Below are 23,055 nucleotides of genomic sequence, written 5' to 3' on the forward strand. Positions count from 1 at the left end.
CGTTCCCCGGTTCTACTCCGCCATCTCCGGCGATGGTCAAGCGGATAGGCCCACTTGGAATCGAACCAAGATCTTCGGCTCCAAAGGCCGAGGTAATAGCCGTTATACGATGGGCCACCGGACAACGCCGGAAAGTAATGCGACATGGCGAAACCGGGGAAGGGAGCACGCGAAACGGCGTCAGGGGCAACGTGCTGCCCCTGACGCCGTCGTGGTGACGCCTTCGCTCCTGGCGCCGCCTCGCGGGCCTCAGAACTCGTAGCGCATGCCCAGCTGCATCTGGTAGCGGTTCCCCGCGCGCACGGCGCGCCCGAAGTTCGGGTTCACCCGGTACCGGTACTCGCGCGACGCCTGGTCGAAGCCGATCACGTTGAGCAGCGTCTGGTTGGCGCCCGGCACCACCCGCACCGCGCCCCAGTTGTGATTGATGAGCGCGGCGGCGTTGAACACGTCGAGGGTGAGCAGCGCGTTCTGCCCGCGAATGCTGGGCAGCTTCTGCGTGAGGCGCACGTCCACCTGCGTCACGAACGGGTTACGGATGGTGTTGCGGTCGGCAATGCGCCCGATGTTGTCGCGCAGGTACGCCCCGCCGAGGTTGGCTGGGTTGTTGTACACCAGGCGCAGCGAGTCGGCGAAGCCCTGACGCAGCCCCGGCGTGGCGGGGTTGAAGATGAACGCCAGGTCGTTCTGGTTGCCGAACGCGCTGCCGGCGCCCACGTCGTCCCCGTTGATGTCCTGCGCCACCGTGGCGCTCCACGGCGTGCCCGACTGTCCAATGATGCGCGCGCTGAACTGGAAGCCGGCAATCTCCGGCGTGGCCCCGTACAGCACGAGCTTGTGACGGAAGTCGGTGTTGCTGGCGCCCCAGGTGGCGACGCGCGGGTCGCTCGGCACCGGCGTGAACACCGACGTGATGGCAATGCAGCAGTTGAACGAGCTGTTGTCGCGCGTCTCGTTCCAGGTGAAGGAGCCGCTGAGCGAGCCGTTGCGCGGCAGGCGCAGGGCACCGTCGATCACGAAGGCCTTCTGGTGCTGGGCCGCGTCGCTGCGCAGCTCGAGCACACGCTGGAACTGCGAGAAGGGACGAGCCAGCACCGGATTGCGGCCGCCGGTGGCGGTGATGCTGCTCGCCGGCACGAACACGCTGCGCCCGGCCTCGTTGGCGAGCGTGAACTCCGGATTGGCGCGCAGGTTGAGGTCGTAGTAGCGGTACAGCTCACTCGTGTGCGAGTACTGGGCCGACGCGCCGAGGGTGAGGTTGCCGTTGAAGAGGCGACGCTGGTACGCCACGTCACTCTTCCAGGTGCGCGGCACCTTGAAGCTTTCGTCGAACATGTTGATGTACGCCGGGCGCTGCGCGCTCCCCTGCGGGATGCCCGGCACGTTGGCGAACGACTGGCGGTACGACAGGAAGTCGGGGGTGGGCACGGCGGCCCCCGTGAGCAGCACGTCGGCGAGCTGCGTGCCGTCGTTCAGCATGTGATTGATCTGCACCATGTAGTGCGGCTGCGCGGTGAAGAAGCCGCTCCCCACGCGGAACAGGTTGCGCCCCGCCTCGCCAGGCTGCCAGGTGAGCTGCGCACGCGGCTGCAGCGCGAAGTCGGCCGGCGTGACATCGGTGCGGCGGCCGAACGCCTGCTCGACGGCCGGGTTGGGGTTGGCGCCGGTGAGGAACGCCGACAGGTCGGCGCGCAGGCCGCCGGTGAGGTTCAGGTTGGGGCGGATCCGGTACTCGCCCTGCACGTAGGCGCCGCCATCGTATACCCACTGGCGCATGCGCGGTTCGAGATTCTGCAACGGCACCAGTCGCGCGAAGCTCGACGGCCGCCGCGCCTCGAGCGCCGCGAGATTGGGGAACTGGAAGAGTCCATCCGTTTCGATGGACACGAACATGGACAGGTTGTTGATCGAGTGGTCGGTACCCACGGTGAACGCCGACTTCTCACCGTCCCAGCGCAGCACGTTCACGAGCTGGTACGACTCCTCGGTCTGCAGCTCCGGGCTGGTGCGCTGGCCACCGAATTGCAGGATCTGGTTGGTGCCCGTCCCGCCGCTCGGCAGCGCCGACGACACGTTCACCCACGCGCGCGGCAGCCGCACGTTCGCTTCGTTCTCCAACACCCGGTTGGTGTAGGCCAGGCGGAAGTCGTTGGTGAGCGCGGTGCCGAAGTTGCTCTTCACGCTGCCCATGACCTGCAGTTCGTTCGACTTCTGGTTGCCGCGGCTTTCCAGCACCGACAGCTCGCGGTCGGGGATGGAGTTGCTGTAGAACCAGTTCGAGTAGGTCGTGCGGAGCGTGGCGCGGTGCGCGTCGCTCAGCTGCCAGTCGAGACGCCCGAAGAGGGTGTTGAGCGTGTTGCTGCGGTCGAACAGCCCCACCTGCCGTCCGGTGGGGAGGCCGTACTGCGCCGACAGGATGTTGAGGAAGCGCGCCACCGAGTCGGGGGCCACTTGGAGGCGGGCCCAGTCGGCGGCGTTGTCCACCTGCAGCGTGCTGAACGGCTCGGCCACCTGCTGGCGGTCGTAGGCCACGAAGTAGTGCAGCTTGTCCTTCTTGATGGCGCCGCCCATGGCCCCGCCGAACTGCCAGTTCTCGAAGTTGGTGTTGCGCTGGCCGAGGAAGTTGGTGTTGGTGGTGAAGGCCTGATTGCGGTTGTACGCGAAGAGCGACCCCTTGGTCTCGTTGGTGCCGGCGCGCGTGGCCACGTTCACCGCGCCCGCGCCCTGCCGGCCCTGCGTCACGTCGTACACGTTGGTGACGACTTCGAACTCCCGCACCGCTTCCACGGAAATGGAGTACGGCCCCCGTCCGAAGCCGGCACCCCAGAGGGTGTTCTTGGCCTGCACGCCGTCCACGCGAATGTCGGTGCTCGTCACGCGGCCGCCAGCAATGGAGGAACTCGACGTGATGATGCCGCCGGTACCGGCGCGGCTGGTGGTGGGAGCGATGATGGCCAGATCAGCGAAGGAGCGATCCTGAATGGGAAGCTGCTTGATCTCCTTCTCACCCACCACGATGCTGCCCCCCACGCGTTCGGTGCGCTTGTTTTCGCGGTCGGCACGCACATCGACGGCGCTCAGCTCCTGGGCGGCCTGATCGAGCGTGATGTCGAGCGGCACGCGATCACCGAGATTGAGCATGAGCCCCGTGCGCCGGACCGGGCGATACCCCAGCTGGCGCACGGAAATGGTGTAGGGGCCGCCGATCGGCAGCTGGGGGAAGACATAGCGCCCGCGGGCGTCCGTGGTACGCGTCTGCTGGGTGCCGGTGGCCTCATTGCGGGCGGTCACTGACGCGCCCACCACGGGGGCCCCGGCGGCGGTGCGCACCTGGCCGGACACGAACCCTTCGGTGGCCTGGGCCGGGAGGCGCGCAGGGAAGCAGGCGAGCGGGAGGGGCGCCGAGGCGAGCAGCAGGGCTGCCGCGACTTTGCGAAGACGATCGGGGATCATCCTGAGAGGTGTGGAGGGTAGACGAGCCGCCGGGGGTCCCGTGCGGCCTCTTATCGTCACCGCGCTCCGTCACGAGCCGGTCGCCGTATTCCCCGACAACGGCGACGGGAGTGTCACAGCTCCGCTTGTCACGAGGTGGAATGGCGCCGGGTGGTCCGCGCGCGGCTGCCGGACGGCTGCCGGACCGGACCGTTTGGGTTCCACTCTCCGCCCAAGTCGCCTATCTTTCGAGGCTGCGGGTCCAGACGCGTTCCAGCAGATGGGAATGTGCGGTCTGCCCGGTTCTGCCCGTCGCTTCCGTTCTGCCACCTTCACTCGCGCGAGCATCGCATGAGCGCCGCATCGGACGTCCCCTCCACGTCCAATCCCCGCGGATTCAAGATCCTCTCCGGCACGGCCAACCGGCCGCTGGCGGAAGAGGTGGCGCGCGCGCTGGGCGCGGAGCTGTGCAAGGTCACCTGCACGCGGTTTGCCGACGGCGAGGTGTTCGTGCGCATCGACGAGAACATCCGCGGCGCCGACGTCTTCGTGGTGCAACCCACGAATCCGCCCGGCGAGAACATGCTGGAACTGCTGCTGCTCATCGACGCCGCGCGGCGGGCATCGGCAGCGCGCGTGACCTGCGTGCTCCCGTACACCGGCTATGCGCGACAGGATCGCAAGGACCAGCCGCGCGTGGCCATCGGCGCCAAGCTCATGGCCAACCTCATCGAAACGGCCGGTGCCGACCGCGTGCTCGGGCTCGACTTCCACGCGCATCAGCTGCAGGGCTTCTTCGACGTGCCGGTCGATCACCTGTACGCGGCCCCGGTCTTCACCAGCTACTTCCGCCGGAAGGAGCTCAAGGACCTCGTGGTGGTGGCCCCCGACGTCGGCTCAGCCAAAATGGCGCGCGGCTTCGCGAAGCGGCTCGACGCCACCTTCGCCATCATCGACAAGCGCCGTCCCAAGGCCAATGTGGCCGAGGTCATGAACGTGGTTGGTGAAGTCGAAGGGCGCGACTGCCTCATTCCCGACGACATGATCGACACGGCCGGGACCGTCTCCGAGGCGGCGCGGGCGCTCAAGAATCTCGGCGCCAACGACATCTACGTGTGCGCCACGCACGCGCTCTTCAGCGGCCCGGCCGTGGAGCGCCTGTCGAATGCGCCCATCAAGGAAGTCGTGGTGACCGACTCCATCAATCTTCCCCCCGAGCGCCGCTTCGACACGCTGCGTACGCTGTCCGTGGGCGATCTGCTCGCCAAGGCCATCCGCTTCACGCATGCGGATCAGTCGGTGAGTGTGCTCTTCGAGTAGGACGCAGGACGCAGGACGCAGGACGCTGGACCGGCCGGGACGACCACTTCCGGTTACTCCCGAACCACTTTTTCAGAGGCACTACGCATGACCAACGCTACACTCACCGCGAACGTCCGCGCCGAGACCGGCAAGGGCGCCGCGCGCAAGATTCGCCAGGCGGGCGACATTCCCGCCGTGATCTACGGTCACAACCGTGAGCCGCAGTCGCTCGTGCTCAACGCGCGTGAAACCGAGAAGCTCGTGAAGAGCATCCCCGTGAGCAGCACGGTGATCGAGCTCTCCATCAACGGCACGACGGCCCGCACGCTCATTCGCGAGATCCAGCGCCACCCGTTCAAGCGCACCATCCTCCACATCGACTTCCAGGAGCTGGTGGCGGGCGAGACGGTCACGGTGAAGTGCCCGATCGTGTACATCGGCACCCCCGAAGGCGTGCGCCTGGAGGGCGGAATCCTCGACCAGATCATGCACGAGCTGCAGATTCAGGTGGATCCGTCGAACATCCCCAACCACATCGACGTCGACATCTCGGCGCTCAAGGTGGGCAAGTCGCTGCACGTCTCCGACCTCACGGTGCCCGCGGGCATCAAGATCGTCGACGACGGGACGAGCACGGTGTGCATCGTGCAGCAGCCGAAGCAGGCGGCCGCCGCGCCGGCCGACGGCGCGGCCGAGCCGGAGCTCATCCGCAAGCCGAAGCCCGACGACAAGTAAGCCTTGTCGGCAGTCACGAACGGGGCGCGGCGTCCGTCCGGCATGGTCACTCCACGCTGGCGCATTCCGCGCCCCGCGCGTCTTCCCCTTCGCATGAAAATCATCGTGGGCCTGGGCAATCCCGGGCGCGAATACGAAGCCACACGCCACAACGTGGGGTGGTGGCTCGTCGATCACCTGGCACACCGCTGGCACTTCGACCCCTTCCGCAAGGACGGCGAGGCCATGAGCAGCACCGGTGTGGTGGGCGGCAAGAAGGTCAAGCTGGTCAAGCCGCAGACCTACATGAACCGCAGTGGTGAAGTGCTGCGCCCCTATCTCAAGCGCGAGGGGTGGCGCGCGGCCGACGACCTGCTGGTCGTTGTCGACGAGGTGGCGGTACCGGCCGGCGAGTACCGCCTGCGCGCCGCGGGCAGTCCGGGCGGGCACAATGGGCTCAAGAGCGTGGAGGCGCATCTCAAGAGCGCCACGTACCCGCGCCTGCGCATCGGCATCAGGCCGGTGGATGAACGGCGCCAGATCGGCGACCTCGCCGACTTCGTGCTGCACCCCATGCCGCGCGACGAGCGTGAACTGGTGGAGGCGCAGTACGAGCGCATGTGCACCGCCGTCGAACTCTGGATTGCCGACGGCACGGAGAAGGCCGTCAGCACCATGGGGCGCTGACGGCCGTTCTGCGGTGGCTAGCGAAGCCGCGGATTGGTGACCCGCGGCGCCTGCTGGCAGGTGGGCCACGCGAAGGCGCCGGCGCCGTTCCGCCCCGGCGCAATCTGCTCGGCCGTGGCGCGCTCCCGCGTGATCTTCGTGTCATCTTCGCTGGCGAGATAGGCCAGCATGGCCACCAGCGTCGCGTTGTGCTTGAGATCGTCCCACACGACCTTGTCGTACGTGTCGCGGTTGGTGTGCCAGGTGTAGCTCCCGTATTCCCAACTGGTGCCGCCCATACCGAAGGCCGGCGCCCCGTGGCAGGCAAAACTGGCGTCGTCGCTGCCACCGCCAGACGGTGACCCCGGGATGCGCGGCGTCACCACGCTCGTGAATTCGCTCGGCAGTCTCGCCATCCACTGCTGCAGATGCACACCGGCATTGGGAAGCCCACCGGCACCGATGCTGAGAATGCGGCCCGTGCCGGCATCCTGGTTGAACAGGGCCTGCAGCCCCTCCACCACCTCGGGGTGATCCTCGGTGAAGGCGCGCGAGCCCACGAGACCATGTTCTTCGGCGGTCCAATGCCCCACAAGAATGGTGCGCTTGGGCTTGGGGTACACGACGGTCAGCAGGCGGAACGCTTCCAGCATGGCGAGTGACCCGGTGCCATTGTCGGTCGCCCCGCTCCCCCCATCGAACGAGTCGAAGTGGGCCGAGAGCAGCACGTACTCCTCGGGCTTCTCGGTGCCCCTGATGGTGCCGATGGTGTTGAAGATGGGCTGCTCACCCGGCAGCTCCGCGTCGAGGTTGAGGCGGAGACGCGGCGACTGAGTGTTCTCGGTGAGCCGGAAGACGAGCCCGTAATCTTCACACGACAGCGCGACGGCCGGCGCCACCGTGTTGTATGTCTCGAACACGTCGATGGTCCCCCAGGCGTTCTTGGGGCGCGACGTGATCACGCCGGCCACACCGCCCTGCTCGAGGCGCACGCCCAGACTGCCGGTCCCGAGGGCGTTGCTGTAGCCGGTACCGCGCACATTCGTGCCGCCCCATTCACGCTGCACATCGGCCCGCAGACTGTCCATGCGCGCCTTGCTGGCCGGGGTGGCGTTGGCCACCCAGCTGTCGGTGGGGCGGCAGGTGGGCTGTGGTGCGGACACGAGCACGAACTTGCCCTTGGCCTGCGGCAGCCAGCGCGCGAATTCCGTGCTGTCGGCAAAGCGCGGCAGGATGACCGTGGTGGCGGTCACGTCCTTCGACTTCGTGCCGGGGCTCCAGGCCAGCATCGTGCCTTCCAGTGTGCGCACCCGCGGTGACACGAGATCGATGTGCGAGTGGCCGCGGCGCCACCCGCGCCAGGTGCCGACGCGCTCGTTGCGCCCCGTCGCCCCCCACTGCTGGTAGAGCGACACGAGCCAGTCGTTGGCGGCCTTCTGCCGGGCCGTGCCCGTGAGTCGTGGACCAAGAGAATCGAGCAGCACCTGCCCCAGTCGCTGCACCTGCGAGCTGTCCATCCCCAGGCGCCAGAGACGCTCGAGCGTGGGCTCCGGCGCGGGGAAGCTGGCCGGCGTCTGCGCCGAGAGTGGTTGCGGAGCCACGGCCAGCAGGAGGGCGGCCCCGATGCGGAGCCTGGCAGCAGCGGGAGGAGTCACGAGGGAGGAATTCATCACCGTGGGTTGTGAAGGGGCGGAACGGCCCCGCACTTTAGTGCATGCGCCGTCCCCCTAATCTGCTGACTGGCCGCGGTCGCGGCGCCTCCCGGCGTCGTGTGGCGGGCTTGCTGTCCCTGGCGCTGCTTGGCGGCTGCGACCGCGCCGGCACGTCGCGCGACGGCACGCTGGCCGTGGCCGACACCGTGATCGCGATGCCGTCGCCCGCGACCACGGGCAGCAGCACCCCGCACCTGGCGCTCGACGCAAGTGGCCGCGTGCTGCTCTCCTGGACGCAGCGGCTCCCCGATTCGTCGGTCGCCGTGCAGATGGCCACGTGGAACGGCAGCACGTGGGACAGTACGCGGACCATCTCCCAGGCCCGTGACTACTTCGTGAACTGGGCCGACTTCCCCGCCATCACGGCGCTGGGCAATGGCGACCTGGCGGCGCACTGGCTGGAGCGCGAGGCGGGGGGCAAGTACACCTATGGTGTGCGCGTGGTGCGCTCGAGTGACGAGGGGCGCAGCTGGAGCGCCCCCGTGACCCCGCACACCGACGGTCTTGCCGCCGAGCACGGGTTCGTGTCGCTGTGGAGCGAGGGGGCGAGTGACGTGGGGCTGGTGTGGCTCGACGGCCGCAAGAGCGCCATGGCCGACAGCGCGCGCGAAATGACCATTCGCACGGCCTTGGTATCGAGCACAGGCGCCATCACGCGCGAGGCGCTCATCGACGCGCGCAGTTGCGACTGCTGCCAAACGGGCACTGCGGCCACGCGCGGCGGACGCGTGCTGGTGTACCGCGACCGCAGTGAGGCGGAGATTCGCGACATCGCCATCGTGCGGCAGACCCCTACCGGCTGGAGTGCGCCCATGCGGGTGCACGCCGACGAATGGCACTATCCGGGGTGCCCGGTGAACGGCCCGCAGGTCGCGGCCACGGGAGACACCGTGGTGGTCGCGTGGTACACGGCGGCGCGCGATACGGCGCGCGTGAACATCGCCCGCTCCGTGGACGGGGGCGCCACCTTCGCCCCCCCGGTGCGCGTGGACGACGGCGACCCCATGGGCCGCGTGGACGTGGTGCTCGATGATGCCGCCAACCCGGTCGTGGTGTGGCTCGAGCAGCGCGGCCCCGACGTGGCCGAAGTGCTCGCGCGCACGGTGCATGGCAACGCCCCTGGACCCGTTCGGGTCATATCCCGTACGTCCGGCGCGCGGCAGAGCGGTTTCCCGCGAATCATCCGGCAGGGTGCCCACGTAGTGGTCGCGTGGACCCGCGTCAATCCGCTGCAGGTGCACGTCGCCCGTTTCCCGCTCTCTCACACACCGACTCGATGATCTCGCTCACTTCGCGCCATCGCCTGATCGTGGCGTTGGCGCCACTCTGTGTCGCCGCCGCCACGGCCGACGCTCAGGACGCCCCCAGAAAGCAGCCGGTGGACGCCGGCGTGAACAGCGCGCCGCTGCCGCTCAAACACACGCCGCGCCCCACCACGGGCGCCATTACGTCGCAGGACCTGATGACGCGGCTGTACATCTTCGCCGATGATTCGCTCGCCGGCCGCGACGTGGGCACCGAGGGGCACTTCAAGGCCACCGAGTACCTGGCGCGTGAGATGCAGCGCCTCGGGCTGCGGCCGGCCGGCGACAGCGGCACCTACTTCCAGACGCTGCCCCTCAAGTCGCGCAAGGTGGACCGCCTGTCCAGCTTCGTGGCGGGGGGCACCAACCTCACGCTCGGCCAGGCGTGGGGCTTCAGCGGACCCGCCAACATCAGCATCGACGACGCCGAAGTGTTCTTCGCGGGCCCGTTGACCGAAGAGGGGATGCCGGCCGTGACCCCCGAGCAGGCGAAGGGGCGCGTGGTGGCCTACAGCATCACCAGCAACGGGGCGCTGCAGCGCGCCGTGGTGGGGCGCATCGAGGCGCCGGCCGGCGCGGCCGGCGTGCTGTTTCTCATGCCGCAGCAGGCGCGCGGTGTGCTGAACTACGTGCTGCAGGGTGGCCTGTCACCGGTCGACCCCACGCAACCCGCCGACGCGCGGCTCTTCGTGACCGACTCGGCCACCATGCGCATTTTCGGGAACGGCATGCAGCTGCTCGTGCCGGGCGCGCTGGGGGCCAAGGTGAATGTGAAGGCGCTGGTGGAAATGCAGTCCCCGCCGTTCGCCGCACGCAACGTGGTGGCGCTGCTCCCCGGCAGCGATCCCACGCTGGCATCGCAGTATGTGGCCATTGGCGCCCACAGCGACCACGTGGGGACCGCGCGGCGCGGCCTCGATCACGACTCGGTGTTCGTGTTCAACCGCATCGTGCGCCCGGCCGGTGCGGAGAACGACGACAAGATGGGGAACGCCGAACAGTTCGCGCAGATCAACGCCGAGTTGGCCGAGCGCCGCAAGAACGGCCCGGGACGACGTGACTCCATCTTCAACGGCGCCGACGACGACGGCTCAGGGTCGATGGCGGTGCTGGAGATGGCCGAGTACTTCGCGACGCAGAAGGTGAAGCCCAAGCGCAGCCTGCTCTTCGTGTGGCACGCCGGCGAGGAAAAGGGGCTGTGGGGGTCGGCGCACTTCACCGAGCACCCCCCCGTCCCGCGCGACAGCATCGTGGCGCAGCTCAACCTGGACATGGTGGGGCGCGGCAGTGCCACCGATCAGACGGGGATGAGCGCCGACGGCAAGGAACTGCGCGGCGGCCCGGATTACCTGCAGCTGGTCGGCTCGCGTCGCCTGAGCACGGAGCTGGGCGACCTCGTGGAGCGCGTGAATACGGGCAAGAAGCACAACTTCTCGTTCGACTACGCCATGGACGCCAACGGGCATCCCATGAACATCTACTGCCGCAGCGACCACTACGAGTACGCCAAGTGGAACATCCCGGTGACCTTCTTCACCACCGGTGGCCATTCGGCGTACCACCAGCTCACCGACGAGCCGCAGTACATCGATTACCCGCACATGCAGCGCGTGACGCGACTGGTGGCGGATATCGCCGCCGAGCTGGGGAATCGGGCGAATCGACCGGCGGTGGACGGCAAGAAGATGGATCCGCGGGGGAGCTGCAAGCAGTAACCGCCTGAAGCGGGGGTGAGCGGGTCCGCGCGATTCAGAAGCTGTCGATGCCCGAAGCTCCCGGCGATTCACTGGGAGTTTCGGGTTTCGAGTTTCGAGTGGCGGATGCTTGCGTCGCCATGACCCGCCGCGCACGGAAACGGTACGCCTTCCATTGGTCGCCACGGCTAGCGTGCAGCATGCAGGACTTCCGGAAGCTCCGAGTGTGGCAACAGGCGCAGGACCTTGCCGTTCGCATCAACGCCATGCCTCCCCGCGCTGGTGGGGAATCGGGCGGATCATGGCGAGGGCAGTTGCGGCGCTCTTCCTCGTCGATCGCGGCGAACATCGCGGAGGGGGCCATGCGCGATACGCCTCGACAGTTCGCGCACTTTCTGGAGATCGCGATCGCATCTGCCTCCGAGACCGAGAATCATCTCGATTTCGCGCTGCGAACCCGGGCGATCTCCGGCGTAACGGCGACCGCACTCCTTTCTGAACTCGTGATCATTCGCCGGATGCTGGTGGTGCTCCGTCGGCGTGTGCTCGAGTCGACAGGTCGCGACGGCAGCAGACCGCGCCTCCCCCCCGAAACCCGAAACCCGGAACCCGAAACCCGGAACCCGAAACTCCCCGTACGTCGCCGGACCTCCCTGCCCCTATTCGATCAGCCAACCGCCGACAGTAAACCCACGTCGCCCCCGATCCCATTAGCTTTCAAGGCTGCCCCCAAACTCCAGCCTCGAATCATGCTTCGTCTCGGTATCGTCGGTCTCCCCAACGTCGGCAAGTCCACGCTCTTCAATGCCCTCACGGCGGCGAAGGCGGAAGCCGCGAATTATCCGTTCTGCACCGTGGAGCCCAATGTGGGCATGGTGGAGGTCCCCGATCCGCGGCTCGATACGCTGGCGAAGATCGTGCAGCCCAAGCGCACGGTCCCGGCGGTGGTGCAGTTCGTGGACATCGCGGGGCTGGTGAAGGGCGCGTCGCAGGGGGAGGGGCTGGGGAACAAGTTCCTGCAGAACATCCGCGAGACCGACGCGATCGTGCATGTCATCCGCTGTTTTGCCGACGACGACGTGACGCACGTGATGGGGCAGCCCGACCCGGCGCGCGACAAGGAGATCATCGAGCTCGAGCTCGCCCTATCCGACCTGGCGCAGGTGGAGAAGCGCCTCGACAAGGCGCGTCGTGCGGCCAAGGCCAACGACAAGGAGGCGCTCGCCGAGTTGCCGGCGCTCGAGGCCGCCAATGCCGCGTTGTCCGAGGGCAAGCCGCTCTGGCGCGCCGGGCTGTCGGCCGACGACCTGGAGAAGCTGGCCGGGTTGCAGCTGCTCACCGCCAAGCCGGTGTTGTATGCCGCCAATGTCACCGATGCCGAGCTGTCGGGCGACGAGGGGGCGTATCTCACGGCGCTGCGGGCGGCGGTGGCCGCCGGCGGGGAGAACGCGCAGATCGTGCCCTTCTCGGCCAAGATCGAAAGCGAGCTGGCCGAACTGGGCGCCGAGGAGCGCGCCGAGTTCCTCGCGTCGCTGGGCATTGAAAGCGCGGGGCTCGACCGCCTCATCCGGGCCGGGTACTCGCTGCTGGGGCTGGAGACGTATTTCACCGCCGGCGAGCAGGAAGTGCGCGCCTGGACCATCCACAAGGGCGACACGGCCCCCAAGGCGGCCGGCGTCATTCACACCGACTTCGAGAAGGGGTTCATCCGCGCCGAAACCGTGGCCTACGAGGATTTCGTGACGCACGGCGGCTGGAAGGGCGCGAAGGAAAAGGGGGTCGCGCGCGCGGAAGGGAAGGAATACGTGGTGCAGGACGGCGACGTGATGCTGTTCCGCTTCAACGTCTGACCTTCCGCCGCATACCGGTTGAGAATGGCGCCATTGGCAACACCAATGGCGCCATCGGTGAATGCCCGCGACGCCCGCGGGCCACATCGTGCGGAAGATGGTCTTTCCCTCAACCCGCACGAACATGTCCCCGACGATCTTCATTACCGGCGCCTCGAGTGGTATCGGTCTCGCCACCGCCCGGCACTTCCAGCAGGCCGGCTGGAACGTGGCGGCCACCATGCGCTCCCCGGAGCGCGAGACGTCGCTCACCGGTCTCGAGCGCGTCCTCGTCACGCACGCCGACGTGCAGGACAACGCCAGCATCGTGTCGGCTGTCGATGCAGCTGTGGCGCGCTTCAGCCGCATCGACGTCTTGCTCAACAATGCCGGCTACGGTGCCTATGGACCGCTCGAGGCCGTCAGTGACGCGGCGATGGAGCGGCAGTACGATGTGAACGTGTTCGGCCTGATGCGCACCACGCGGGCGGTGCTGCCTCACTTCCGCCGCCAGCGGAACGGGCTGGTCATCAACGTGTCCTCGATGGGCGGACGCATGGCGTTTCCGCTGGGCACCCTGTATCACGGTACGAAGTTCGCCGTCGAGGGGCTGTCCGAGGCGCTGCAGTATGAGCTGGCGCCGCTCGGCGCGCGGGTCAAGATCATCGAACCCGGCGCGACCCGCACGGACTTCGCTGGTCGTTCGTTCGACTTCATGAACGATGACGCGCTGACGGAGTACCAGCCGCTGGTCGCAACGTTCATGGACGTACTGGCGCCGCTGATGACCAACGCCGTCTCGCCGGACGTGGTCGCATCGGCCGTTTTCGAGGCTGCCACGGACGGGAGCCCGCAGTTCCGCTATGCGGTGGGCGCTGATGCCACGGCGATTCTGGATGCGCGACGACAGCTCGACGATGCGTCGTTTCACGCCATGATCGGCGGGCAGTTCGGAATCGTACCGGCCTGAGCGCTCGCCGCCTTTCCCCGGATCCGTCACCGCTCATGCACACCAGACACGACGGGCGCTTCGCGATCGATGCCGCGTGGCGGGTGCTGCTTGTCGATTTGGACATCCGGGCAGAGGATGCGTTCAGGCTGGCACAGCTCCCGGAAGCGCTCTGGCACGCCACACCGGCGCGGATCGATGCGGACGCCTTCTATCGCCTATGGGCCGCCCTCGAGCAGCTTGCGGGGCCGGTCCCCCTCCCCGTGCGCGCCGCCTGCGCGCTTCGTGGTGATGCATTCTCCCCGCTGCTCTTCGCCGCCCTGTGCAGCCGGGATCTCGCGCAGGCGGTCTCACGCGTCGCACAGTACAAGTCGCTCACGGCGCCCCTGCGCATCGCCACGAAGAGCACGGCCACACGATTCGTCGTCACGCTGCATGCCGGCGCCGGTATTCCACCACTTCCGACGTCCTTCGGCGTTGCCGAGCTGATGTTTCTGGTGGCGCTGGCCCGGCTGGCGACGCGCAGGCGGATTCCGGTGTTGCGCCTGACCGCGCCCGCGTCGCTGGAACATCACGACGCGTACGCCGAGTACCTCGGCGTGCCCATCGAGCATGGCCCCGACTTCTCCCTCACGCTGCCGGCCGAGGAGGCCTCGCGCCCGTTTCTCACGAACGATGACGCCCTGTGGGCCGCGTTCGAACCGGATCTACGCCGTCGTCTCTCACGGCTTGGCGAGTCACCACTGGTCGCCGAGCGCGTGCGGTCGGTCCTGATGGAAGCCCTGCCGGGTGGTACCGCCGATGCGGCGCACGTGGCGCGGGCTCTTGCGATGAGTCGTCGGACCATGCAGCGCCTGCTCGAACAGGAAGGGACCTCGTTCGCGGTCGTGCTCCGTGACGTGCGCGCCTCACTGGCGCGCCACTATCTCGAGCGCACGTCGCTCTCCATGCAGGAGATTGCCTTCCTGCTCGGATTCGCGCAGCCGACCTCGTTCTTTCGCGCGTTCCGCGACTGGACGGGATTCACCCCAGCCGCCATCCGCGCGGCAAGCCACCGTGCGCACGACCGGCGGTGACCCTGACCGTCCTCACCACGCCAGGAGCGTCCATGTCTCCATTGCCTTCGTTCGTCACCAGCTACTTCGGCGGCGAGCTGCGCGAATCCTTGATCTTCATCTTGCCGGGAGGCCTGCTGAGCCTCGTGTTCGGGCTGTGGCTGTGGCTCGATACGCCCTCCTCGTTCACGCGCGGTGTCGCCATCCCGTTTCTCGTAATGGGACTCGCCATGAGTGCGATCGGTGCCACGGTGGGTTTTCGCACGCCATCACAGGTGCAGCGACTGGCGGCCGAGGTGCGCGCGAACCCAGCCGACGTGCAGGCCCGGGAATCCACCCGAATGGCCGGGGTGAATGCACGCTGGAACGCCTACCTCGTCGTCTGGGCCGCGTTCGGCGCCATCGGGTTGGCGCTGCGCTTCGGATGGCAGCATCCGGGCGCGCGCGGCGTCGGCGTGGCGCTGGTGTTCTTCTCGGGGGTGGGGTTGCTGGTCGACGGCTTTGCCGAACGCCGGGCCCGGGATTATGCGCGAGCCCTCGCGGGGTGGCAGACCGCGCGCGGCGGCTGACCATTTTCGAGGGAAGCGGGTATTTATCGGGATATGATCTTCCGTCCACCCCTCTTCCGAAATCTGGTTGTGGCTGGCATGGTGCTCGCCGTTGGCGCGGCGACCATGTCGGCGAATGGCCAGAGTGCGGTCGCCCCCTTCCCCTCGGCGTCACGGTCGCTTGCCGAATCGTCGACCCCAGTGCCGGTCCCCTTCGCCGTCGGCGAGCGCCTCGAGTACGAGGTGAAGTTCGGTTCGCTGAAGGTGGGGAACGGCACGATGGAGGTGAAGGAGATCACCGAGGTGCGCGGGCGGCCGGCGTGGCACACCGTGTTCACCATCAAGGGCGGCATCCCGCTCTACCGCGTGAACGACGTGTACGAGTCGTGGTTCGACACGAGCACGCTCAACACGCTCCGCTATCATCAGGATGTCGACGAGGGGAGCTACGAGCGCAGGCGACGCTACGAGATCTACCCCGAGCGCGGCATGATGCGCGAAGGCGAGCGTGAGGAGGAGCCGACCGTGCCCAATCCGCTCGACGAGGGGTCGTTCCTGTACTTCGTGCGCACCCTCCCGCTCGAGGTGGGCAAGACCTACGAGTTCCAGCGCTACTTCAAGGCGCAGGGCAACCCGGTGCGCATTCGCGTGCTGCGCGCGGAGACGGTCACCGTACCCGCCGGCACGTTCCAGACGGTGGTACTGCAGCCCACCTTCCAGACCAAGGGCATCTTCAGCCAGAATGGCCGGGCCGAAGTGTGGATCACCGACGACGACCGGCGCATGATGGTGCAGATGAAGTCGAAGCTCAGCTTCGGCAGTCTCAACCTGTACCTGCAGCGGGCGAAGGGGACGAAATAGGCGGTGTGCGGGCGCTATGGTTTCGGGAATCCCGCTCGCCTTTCCACCCTGCCCCTTGGTGTCGACCTCCCGGCCCTCGCAGCGCGCTTCAATGTTGCGCCGTCGCAGGCGGTGCCTATCGTGTTCCACGATGCGGCGGGGCGCCACGCGATCCTGGCGCGCTGGGGGCTGGTCCCGTTCTGGGCCGATGACCCGGCCATTGGCAACCGGCTGGCCAATGCCCGCGGCGAGACGGTGGCGAGCAAACCCAGCTTCCGGGGCGCCTTCAAGGCCCGGCGGGCGCTCCTCCCGGCCGACCGCTTCTACGAATGGCAGCCGCTCCCCGGCCAGAAGGTCAAGCAGCCCTGGTGCATTCAGCTCGAGGATGCGGCCCCCTTCTGCTTTGCCGGTCTTTGGGAGCGGTGGGTGCCCAAGGGACAGCCCGATGCCGAGCCGCTGCTGAGCTGCTGCCTGGTCACCACCGAGCCCAACGCGGTCATGGCGCCCATTCACGACCGGATGCCCGCGATCGTGCCGCCGACCGCCTACGACCTGTGGCTCGATCCGGGCACGCCCGCGGCGGCGGCGCAGGCACTGATCCGCCCCTATGGCGGGCCCATGCGGGCCTACCCGGTGAGCACCTATGTCAATGCCCCCCGGAACGAGGGTCCCGCTTGCTCTGCCCCCCTGTCCTGACTAGGCTTCAAGGCTCATCCGGAACCGGTCGCCTTTGGGCGGCGGGTCCCGCCATACCCTCCGCCCGCGGCTCGGCACTGCGGGTGGCTTATCGACCGCCAGGTCCAGACCACAGGGAGGATTGCCGAGTGGCAAAACTCAAGATCCGCCGCAACCCCACGCGGCGGTACGAAGCCGTGTACATCTTCGACAGTGCGCTCGAAGACACGGCCATCGCCGAGAAGCTCGAGAAGCTGCAGGGGCTGCTCCATCTCGCCGAGCCGGCGACGATCGAGCATTGGGGCCGCCGTCAGCTCGCGTACAAGATCGGCCGTCACGAGAACGGCTACTACGTGATCAGCAACTTCACCGCCGTGCCGGCCGTGCTGCCCGAGTTCGAGCGTGCGCTCAAGCTCGACGAGAGCGTGGTGCGCTACCTGGTGACGCTGTATGAGCACGAGCTTGGCGCGCCCAAGCTCTCCGACGAAGAGCTCGCCTCGCGCCGTCGCGCGGGTGATGACGACGACGACGACGAGGATTAACCCATGCGCCGCCAGAAGAAGCCCTGCCCGATCACTGAAGCGGGCATCCGCTACGTGGACTACAAGGACGACCGTCTCCTTGCCCGATTCATCACCGACTACGGCAAGATCCTGCCGAGCCGTCTGAGCGGGGTGGACGCGCGTCACCAGCGCCAGCTGTCCAAGGCCGTGAAGAAGGCGCGGTTCCTTGCGCTGCTGCCGTACGTGAAGGGCCAGACGGCCTGAGCATGAACGGAGCGGTCGCGCCGGGACCCGCCGCGACTGCTCCTGCAGGAGCGGCTCCGCAGGAGCGCGGGTGGCGTTGGTTCGTGTTGGGCATGGTGCTCATGGTTGCCGTGACGGCGGCCCCCGCCTGGCCGCCGGCCCTCGCGCTGCTGGCGGGCGCCGTGCGCTTGCTGTTGCCCGTGGAGCAGTTCGCCCTGCTGGTGCTGGTGGCCATTGCCGCGTGTGCGGTGGTGGGCTGGTGGGCCGGTGGTCGTCTCACGCTGGGGTTGGTGTGGGCGGCGGCGGCCACGTGGGTGGTGTGGCGCGTACCGTTACCGCTGTCGGGGTACGGGGCGTTCCTGCGCGGCTGGGCCGTCACGGCCGGCGCCGCGTTCGGACTCGTTTGTCTGGTCACTGCCGCCAAGCCGTTCCTGTCGCGGGCCCTCGCGGCCACGGCGCTGGCGGGAGTGGTGACCATTGGTGGGCTCTCCACCCGGGCGGCTGGTCGCGGCGCCTTCGACGGGGCGGCCATCATGTTGTCGCAGGAGTACCAGCAGCGCCTCACGGCGTCGCTCGATCTCTGGCGGTCGCGCACCAGTTCGCCCTCGTGGCAGGCCTTTGCGGCCCGGTTGCCGGAAGCGGCCGCGCGGGCCGATCGCATGGAGTCGCTGCTGCACCGGCTGGCGGACCCGCAGCCGGCGTCGGCAGCGGTGGGCGGGGTGAAGCTGGCCCCGCTGGTGCGTCTGGCCCCGGCGCTGCTGGGACTGGAAACCCTGTTGGCGTTGGCGTTGGGGTGGGCGGCATACCACCGGCTGGCCCGGGCGCGCATTGGCCCGCCACTGGCGGCCTTGCGCCACCTGCGCTTCAACGACCAGTGGGTGTGGGGGTTGATCGTCGGCTTCACCGCGTTGCTGCTGCCCACCATGGCGGAGTGGCGCACGGCGGGCATCAATCTCGTGGCGTTTTTCGGGACGCTGTACGCCCTGCGGGGCGCCGGGGTCCTCACGTGGTACATCCCCGATCGGGCTGCGGTGTGGGCGCCGCTCGGGCTGCTGGTGCTGGTGCCGGTCCTCGGACCGGTGTGGGTGCTCGTTGCGCTGCTGACGGTCACCTTCGCGCTCGGTCTGGGCGACACCTGGCGTGATTTTCGGGCCGGTGCGGAAGCACGCCGGCCCTGGTCATCCTAGGGGCATCCCCGCCCTTCCTTCTTTCTGTTTTCCTTTACCGGTTCGACCCGGAGTTCCCATGGAAGTCATTCTCCGCAACGCCGTCGACAAGCTCGGACATCCTGGTGACATCGTCTCCGTGTCGCCGGGATACGCCCGCAACTTCCTCCTGCCGCGCGGCCTGGCCTACGAGGCCACGGCGGGCAACCGCAAGCGCATCGCGGCCGAAAAGAGCCGCCTCGAGGCGCTCGAGAACGAGCGCAAGGCGGCGGCACAGGCCGTGGCCGACAAGCTGGCCGAAGTGTCGGTCACCTTCGCCGCCCGCGTGGGTGAAGAAGGCAAGCTCTTCGGTTCGGTGACCACGTCGGACATCGCGCACCAGCTGGAAGCGCAGGGCTTCAAGATCGAGAAGCGCCAGATCGAGCTCAACGAGCCCATCAAGGCGCTCGGCATGTACAAGGTGCCCATCAAGCTGCACGCCGACGTGCACCCCGAAATCAAGGTGTGGGTCATCAAGCAGTAACTGGCCGTTTCGCTGCCGGCCCTGCGAACGCGGGATCGGCCGTGGATGCGCCGAGGGGGGGTCCGCACGCCGGGCGCCCCCTCGATTCTTTCCCCGATCGGCAGACTGGGCATAGTGCCCCCTGTCCGTGTCGTGCTTTTCGCAGCAACCTTCATCATGACGGCGGGGTACCGGAGTTGCGCTTGGAACTCGCGGCCCGCCACGATGCCCTTACCCGCAATTCCCATGGCTGAACGACGCCCGAGCCCCGGAGAACCCATCGCCCGCCGCGCTGCTGCGCTGGCCAGCGACCTCAAGGCCACCGATATCGTGGTCCTCGATCTCCGCGGGGTGACGGACATGACCGACTTTTTTGTTATTGCGTCCGGGACCTCCGACACCCACGTCCGGGCGGTCGCCGAGCACATCCAGGCAGGGTTGAAGCAGGGTGGCGTGTCTACCACCATGACCGAAGGACTCACGCAGGGGCGGTGGGCGCTGCTCGACTATGCCGACTGCGTGATTCACGTTTTCCATCCCACCTTGCGGCAGTTCTACCAGCTCGAACGGTTGTGGGGCGATGCCACACCGGTGCAGCTGGACGCCGAAATCACGCAGGGAGCATAAACGCATGGCGCAGGCGACGCGGTGGTCTCGATTCGGCAGGGTACTCTTGGTCGCGGCCGCCGCGCTCGGTGCCTCGGCGTCGCTCACGCCGGCGCAGGCCCAGTTCTTCGGGCAGAACCAGGTCCAGTATGACCGCATGGATTGGCGGGTCATCGAGACCGAGCACTTTCTGGTGCACTACTACCCGCAGATCGCCGACGTCGCCCCCGACGCCGCGCGCATGTCGGAGCGGGCCTACGCCCGGCTGTCGCGGCTCACGGCACACCAGTTCCGCGAAAAGAAGCCCATCCTCATCTTCGGCTCGTCGGGTGACTTCGCCCAGAGCAACGTCTTTGGCGACCTGGGTGAAGGCACCGGCGGTGTGACCGACCCGCTGCGCCAGCGCATGGCGCAGTTCTTCAGCGGCGACTGGGCCAGCTTCGAACACGTGCTCATTCACGAAATGGTGCACGTGTTCACCTTCGATATTTTCTCGCGCGGGCGCGCGGGGGCGGGGCTGCAGAACCTCGCCATGGTGAACCCGCCGCTTTGGTACATGGAAGGGCTCGCCGAGTATCTCTCGATCGGGCCCGTTCATCCATGGACCGACGCCTGGGTGCGCGACGCGATCGTGAACAACACGCTCCCCACCATCGCACAGATGACGGAGCGCCCCGACAAGTACTTCCCCTACCGCTACGGCCTCGCGCTCTGGCAGTACGTGGGCGCGCGCTGGGGCGACGAGGTCATTGGCGAGATCATGAACGCCACGCCCAGCCTCGGCATCGACCGGGCGTTCCGTCGGGAGATCGGCCTGTCGCTGGATGAACTGAGCGCCGACTGGAAGGCGGCCATGCAGGCCAAGTACCTCACGGCGGTCGCCAACCTCGACCGTCCGCGCAGCTTCGCCGAACCGCTGCTCACGCAGCCGCGCACGGGCGGCTTTGCCAACACGTACGTGGCGCCGGCGCTCTCCCCCGACGGCAAGTACATCACGTACGTGGGCTACGGCAGCCTCCTGCGCGGCGAGGTGTTCCCCGAGCTGTATCTGGCCGACGTGGCCACCGGCAAGCGCCTCAAGCGGCTGGTCAAGACCACCACCAACCCCGACTACGAGCAGCTGCGTTTCATTTACTCGCAGCCCTCGTTCAGCCCCGATGGCAAGCTGCTGGCCTTCACCGGGCAGCGCGGGGGACGCGATGTCCTGTACGTGCTCGATGTCGCGCGTCGCAAGGTGGTGAAGGACTTCGACTTCGAAATGGACCAGGTGCTGAGCCCCAGCTTTTCACCCGACGGGCGTCGCATCGTGTTCAGCGGCATGCGGCGGGGCACCAGCGATCTGTACGTCGCCTCCATGGATACCCCGGGCTTCGTGCAGCTCATGAAGGACACCTACGGGGACCTGTCGCCGTCGTGGTCGCCCGACGGCCGGCAAATCGCGTTCGTGACCGAGCGCGGCCCCGACACGGACATGGAGATTCTCAAGGTCGGACCGTGGCGGGTGGCGATCTACGATTTCGACACGCAGAAGACCACGCTGCTTCCCAACCAGGGCGGGCGCAACATCAATCCGCAGTGGGCGCCCGACGGCAAGTCGCTGGCGTTCATCTCCGATCGGACGGGGATCGCCAACATCTTCCTGTACGACTTCGCCGATGGCGAGCATTACCAGCTGACGAACGTGCTGGGGGCCGTGACCGCCACGGCCGAGCAGTCACCGGCGCTCACCTGGGCGCGCGGCGCCGATCTCATGGCGTTCGTGTATTACGAAAAGACCGACCACTCGATCTGGAAGATCGAGAACCCGCGCAAGCTCAGGAAGCAGCCCTATCGCGACCCGGTGGTGGTGGCGCAGGCGCAGCGGGCGGCGCAGCTGGGCGCGCGGCCCACCGTGCCGCTGGATCCCACGGCGCACCTGCGTCGCGCCACCGTGCAGGACACGGCGGCCGCGCGCCAGTCGTTCTATCGCCCCGTCACGGGCGCCACGGCGCGTCAGTCGTCGGAGCTCCCGGCCACGCTGCTGGCCCGGCAGGCCGAGACGATCAGCGTGAAGGCGATGCTCGACAGCTTCGACTTCAACCTGCCCGATACCACGCGCCTGTCGGACTCGCGCTACAAGGGGAAGCTCACCCCCGAGTACGTGGCGCAGCCCAGCATCGGCTTTCAGCAGGGCGGATTCGGCCAGGGGACCTTCGGCGGCACCACCATCGTGCTGAGCGACCTGCTGGGGAACCGGCGGCTGGCGCTGTCGGGGTCCATCAACGGACAGCTGAGTGATGCGCAGGTGTTCGTGGGGTACACGAGCCTGGGGCGCCGGCTGCAGTACACCACCGGCGTCATTCAGCAACCGCTCTATCTCGTGTCGGGGTTCTTCGAAACGCCGCAGCAGGGCAGCCAGACGCAGTTCGTGCAGACGCAGGAGATTACGCGCCTCGTGGTCCGGCAGATGTTCGCGGCGGGGCTGTATCCGCTCAACCGGTTCACCCGCTTCGAACTGGGCGCGCGCTTCCAGAACGTGGACCAGCAGGTGTTCTCGTTCAACCGTCTGGTGGACTACAACCTCGGGTTCGCGACCGGGTTCGAACGCGGGCCCACGCGCAACGTGGCCTCGGCCAACACCGTGTCCCCGTACCTGGCGTGGGTTACCGACAACACCATGTTCGGCTTCACGGGGCCCATTTCGGGACGACGGGCGCGCATCGAGGTGGAACCGAGCGTGGGCACGTGGCGATGGACGGAGTACATGGCGGACGCCCGCTCGTACGTGCCCATCCTCTTCAACTACGTGACCTTCGCCACGCGCTTCACCACCAGCATGTCGGTGGGCCGTGACGAGGCGCGTTTCCCCAAGTGGATTGGGCGCCCCGATTTCGTGCGCGGCTACAACCGCGAGGATATCGGCACGGTGGGGTGCACCGGGCTCCCCAGCGACAACGGCAGCAGCTGCAGCAGTGCGGAGCTGATCGGCAGCCGCGTGGCCTTCGGCAACGCGGAGCTGCGCTTCCCCATCCTGCGCCGCTACGGCAACCGCACCAACCTGCTGGGCGGCCTCCCGCCGGTGGATGGCCTGTTCTTCTACGACGCCGGTGTGGCGTGGTCGCAGGGGCAGAGCGTGACGTTCACGCGCGGGGACCGCTACAACGTGGACACCCAGCGTGCCCTGCTCCAGAGCTATGGCTTCGGCCTGCGCATGAACCTGTTCGGGATTGCCATCATCCGCTGGGATTGGGCGGTTCCGGTCAGCCGACCGGGGGCGCGCGGCTTCGGGACCTGGTTTTTCGGCGCCTCGTACTGATTTCGCACCGCCCGGGGCGC

At 67.7% G+C, this 23,055-nt stretch carries 19 protein-coding genes and 1 tRNA gene; 17 read left to right on the forward strand and 3 right to left on the reverse strand.

Annotation, left to right across the window (positions count from 1 at the left end; all coding sequences use genetic code 11):
- Positions 1 to 45 precede the first annotated feature (45 nt).
- A tRNA-Gln gene (locus tag LW840_RS00815) sits at positions 46 to 116 on the reverse strand.
- A 133-nt stretch (positions 117 to 249) separates the two neighbouring features.
- Positions 250 to 3,453: a carboxypeptidase regulatory-like domain-containing protein gene (locus tag LW840_RS00820; RefSeq protein WP_291266742.1), complete on the reverse strand. Its 3,204-nt coding sequence runs from the start codon at positions 3,451 to 3,453 to the stop codon at positions 250 to 252.
- A 330-nt stretch (positions 3,454 to 3,783) separates the two neighbouring features.
- On the opposite strand from LW840_RS00820, the gene LW840_RS00825 reads away from it, so the two are divergent.
- The 3 genes from LW840_RS00825 (at position 3,784) to pth (ending at position 6,135) form a co-directional block, all read left to right on the forward strand.
- On the forward strand, positions 3,784 to 4,752 hold the full coding sequence (locus LW840_RS00825; protein ID WP_291263372.1) for a ribose-phosphate pyrophosphokinase: 969 nt from the start codon (positions 3,784 to 3,786) through the stop codon (positions 4,750 to 4,752).
- An 87-nt stretch (positions 4,753 to 4,839) separates the two neighbouring features.
- The gene (locus LW840_RS00830) at positions 4,840 to 5,469 is read left to right on the forward strand and encodes a 50S ribosomal protein L25/general stress protein Ctc (RefSeq protein WP_291266743.1); all 630 of its coding nucleotides are present in this window, start codon (positions 4,840 to 4,842) and stop codon (positions 5,467 to 5,469) included.
- Positions 5,470 to 5,562: 93 nt separating this feature from the next.
- Positions 5,563 to 6,135, forward strand: coding sequence for an aminoacyl-tRNA hydrolase (pth, locus tag LW840_RS00835; RefSeq protein WP_291266744.1), 573 nt, complete (start codon positions 5,563 to 5,565; stop codon positions 6,133 to 6,135).
- 17 nt (positions 6,136 to 6,152) lie between these two features.
- On the opposite strand, the gene LW840_RS00840 is transcribed toward pth, so the two are convergent.
- A complete protein-coding gene (locus LW840_RS00840; protein ID WP_291266745.1) occupies positions 6,153 to 7,784 on the reverse strand; it encodes a M20/M25/M40 family metallo-hydrolase in 1,632 nt (543 codons plus the stop codon).
- Positions 7,785 to 7,828: 44 nt separating this feature from the next.
- Here LW840_RS00840 and LW840_RS00845 point away from each other — a divergent pair, with 44 nt between their 5' ends.
- From LW840_RS00845 to LW840_RS00910, 14 genes are all read left to right on the forward strand, one after another.
- Positions 7,829 to 9,106, forward strand: coding sequence for a sialidase family protein (locus tag LW840_RS00845; protein ID WP_291276255.1), 1,278 nt, complete (start codon positions 7,829 to 7,831; stop codon positions 9,104 to 9,106).
- The gene (locus LW840_RS00850) at positions 9,103 to 10,845 is read left to right on the forward strand and encodes a M28 family peptidase (RefSeq protein ID WP_291266747.1); all 1,743 of its coding nucleotides are present in this window, start codon (positions 9,103 to 9,105) and stop codon (positions 10,843 to 10,845) included. Before LW840_RS00845 ends, LW840_RS00850 begins: the two co-directional genes overlap by 4 nt.
- A gap of 725 nt (positions 10,846 to 11,570) precedes the next feature.
- Positions 11,571 to 12,674, forward strand: a complete 1,104-nt coding sequence (gene ychF, locus LW840_RS00855) for a redox-regulated ATPase YchF (RefSeq protein ID WP_291276289.1) — start codon at positions 11,571 to 11,573, stop codon at positions 12,672 to 12,674.
- Between the two features lie 97 nt (positions 12,675 to 12,771).
- Complete coding sequence (locus LW840_RS00860) at positions 12,772 to 13,623, forward strand: SDR family oxidoreductase (RefSeq protein ID WP_291276256.1); 852 nt, start codon at positions 12,772 to 12,774, stop codon at positions 13,621 to 13,623.
- Positions 13,624 to 13,658: 35 nt separating this feature from the next.
- Positions 13,659 to 14,678, forward strand: a complete 1,020-nt coding sequence (locus LW840_RS00865) for an AraC family transcriptional regulator (protein ID WP_291276257.1) — start codon at positions 13,659 to 13,661, stop codon at positions 14,676 to 14,678.
- 32 nt (positions 14,679 to 14,710) lie between these two features.
- On the forward strand, positions 14,711 to 15,226 hold the full coding sequence (locus LW840_RS00870) for a hypothetical protein (RefSeq protein WP_291276258.1): 516 nt from the start codon (positions 14,711 to 14,713) through the stop codon (positions 15,224 to 15,226).
- A 33-nt stretch (positions 15,227 to 15,259) separates the two neighbouring features.
- A complete protein-coding gene (locus tag LW840_RS00875) occupies positions 15,260 to 16,066 on the forward strand; it encodes a DUF3108 domain-containing protein (protein WP_291276259.1) in 807 nt (268 codons plus the stop codon).
- Positions 16,067 to 16,069: 3 nt separating this feature from the next.
- Positions 16,070 to 16,741, forward strand: coding sequence for an SOS response-associated peptidase (locus tag LW840_RS00880; protein ID WP_291276260.1), 672 nt, complete (start codon positions 16,070 to 16,072; stop codon positions 16,739 to 16,741).
- A gap of 128 nt (positions 16,742 to 16,869) precedes the next feature.
- Entirely contained in the window at positions 16,870 to 17,262 is a 393-nt protein-coding gene (rpsF, locus tag LW840_RS00885) for a 30S ribosomal protein S6 (protein WP_291261887.1), read from the forward strand.
- A gap of 3 nt (positions 17,263 to 17,265) precedes the next feature.
- Positions 17,266 to 17,487, forward strand: coding sequence for a 30S ribosomal protein S18 (rpsR, locus tag LW840_RS00890; protein WP_026850389.1), 222 nt, complete (start codon positions 17,266 to 17,268; stop codon positions 17,485 to 17,487).
- Between the two features lie 92 nt (positions 17,488 to 17,579).
- A complete protein-coding gene (locus LW840_RS00895; protein WP_291266750.1) occupies positions 17,580 to 18,653 on the forward strand; it encodes a DUF2232 domain-containing protein in 1,074 nt (357 codons plus the stop codon).
- Positions 18,654 to 18,711: 58 nt separating this feature from the next.
- The gene (gene rplI, locus LW840_RS00900) at positions 18,712 to 19,155 is read left to right on the forward strand and encodes a 50S ribosomal protein L9 (RefSeq protein ID WP_291261889.1); all 444 of its coding nucleotides are present in this window, start codon (positions 18,712 to 18,714) and stop codon (positions 19,153 to 19,155) included.
- 225 nt (positions 19,156 to 19,380) lie between these two features.
- Positions 19,381 to 19,761, forward strand: a complete 381-nt coding sequence (rsfS, locus tag LW840_RS00905) for a ribosome silencing factor (RefSeq protein ID WP_291261890.1) — start codon at positions 19,381 to 19,383, stop codon at positions 19,759 to 19,761.
- A gap of 4 nt (positions 19,762 to 19,765) precedes the next feature.
- Entirely contained in the window at positions 19,766 to 23,035 is a 3,270-nt protein-coding gene (locus LW840_RS00910) for a hypothetical protein (protein WP_291276261.1), read from the forward strand.
- Positions 23,036 to 23,055: the final 20 nt, after the last annotated feature.

Origin of the sequence: Gemmatimonas sp., from assembly GCF_021298855.1 — a bacterium.
Taxonomy (GTDB): Bacteria; Gemmatimonadota; Gemmatimonadetes; order Gemmatimonadales; family Gemmatimonadaceae; genus Gemmatimonas.

What these genes read in the sequence shown, in the direction of transcription:
- rplI (WP_291261889.1), top strand. Translation starts at nt 18,712, where the DNA reads ATGGAAGTCATTCTCCGCAACGCCGTCGACAAGCTCGGACATCCTGGT.
- LW840_RS00860 (WP_291276256.1), top strand. Translation starts at nt 12,772, where the DNA reads ATGGTCTTTCCCTCAACCCGCACGAACATGTCCCCGACGATCTTCATT.
- LW840_RS00875 (WP_291276259.1), top strand. Translation starts at nt 15,260, where the DNA reads ATGATCTTCCGTCCACCCCTCTTCCGAAATCTGGTTGTGGCTGGCATG.
- pth (WP_291266744.1), top strand. Translation starts at nt 5,563, where the DNA reads ATGAAAATCATCGTGGGCCTGGGCAATCCCGGGCGCGAATACGAAGCC.
- LW840_RS00850 (WP_291266747.1), top strand. Translation starts at nt 9,103, where the DNA reads ATGATCTCGCTCACTTCGCGCCATCGCCTGATCGTGGCGTTGGCGCCA.
- LW840_RS00870 (WP_291276258.1), top strand. Translation starts at nt 14,711, where the DNA reads ATGTCTCCATTGCCTTCGTTCGTCACCAGCTACTTCGGCGGCGAGCTG.
- rpsR (WP_026850389.1), top strand. Translation starts at nt 17,266, where the DNA reads ATGCGCCGCCAGAAGAAGCCCTGCCCGATCACTGAAGCGGGCATCCGC.
- LW840_RS00825 (WP_291263372.1), top strand. Translation starts at nt 3,784, where the DNA reads ATGAGCGCCGCATCGGACGTCCCCTCCACGTCCAATCCCCGCGGATTC.
- rsfS (WP_291261890.1), top strand. Translation starts at nt 19,381, where the DNA reads ATGGCTGAACGACGCCCGAGCCCCGGAGAACCCATCGCCCGCCGCGCT.
- LW840_RS00830 (WP_291266743.1), top strand. Translation starts at nt 4,840, where the DNA reads ATGACCAACGCTACACTCACCGCGAACGTCCGCGCCGAGACCGGCAAG.
- LW840_RS00865 (WP_291276257.1), top strand. Translation starts at nt 13,659, where the DNA reads ATGCACACCAGACACGACGGGCGCTTCGCGATCGATGCCGCGTGGCGG.
- LW840_RS00845 (WP_291276255.1), top strand. Translation starts at nt 7,829, where the DNA reads ATGCGCCGTCCCCCTAATCTGCTGACTGGCCGCGGTCGCGGCGCCTCC.
- LW840_RS00840 (WP_291266745.1), bottom strand. Translation starts at nt 7,784, where the DNA reads ATGAATTCCTCCCTCGTGACTCCTCCCGCTGCTGCCAGGCTCCGCATC.
- LW840_RS00895 (WP_291266750.1), top strand. Translation starts at nt 17,580, where the DNA reads ATGGTGCTCATGGTTGCCGTGACGGCGGCCCCCGCCTGGCCGCCGGCC.
- LW840_RS00820 (WP_291266742.1), bottom strand. Translation starts at nt 3,453, where the DNA reads ATGATCCCCGATCGTCTTCGCAAAGTCGCGGCAGCCCTGCTGCTCGCC.
- LW840_RS00910 (WP_291276261.1), top strand. Translation starts at nt 19,766, where the DNA reads ATGGCGCAGGCGACGCGGTGGTCTCGATTCGGCAGGGTACTCTTGGTC.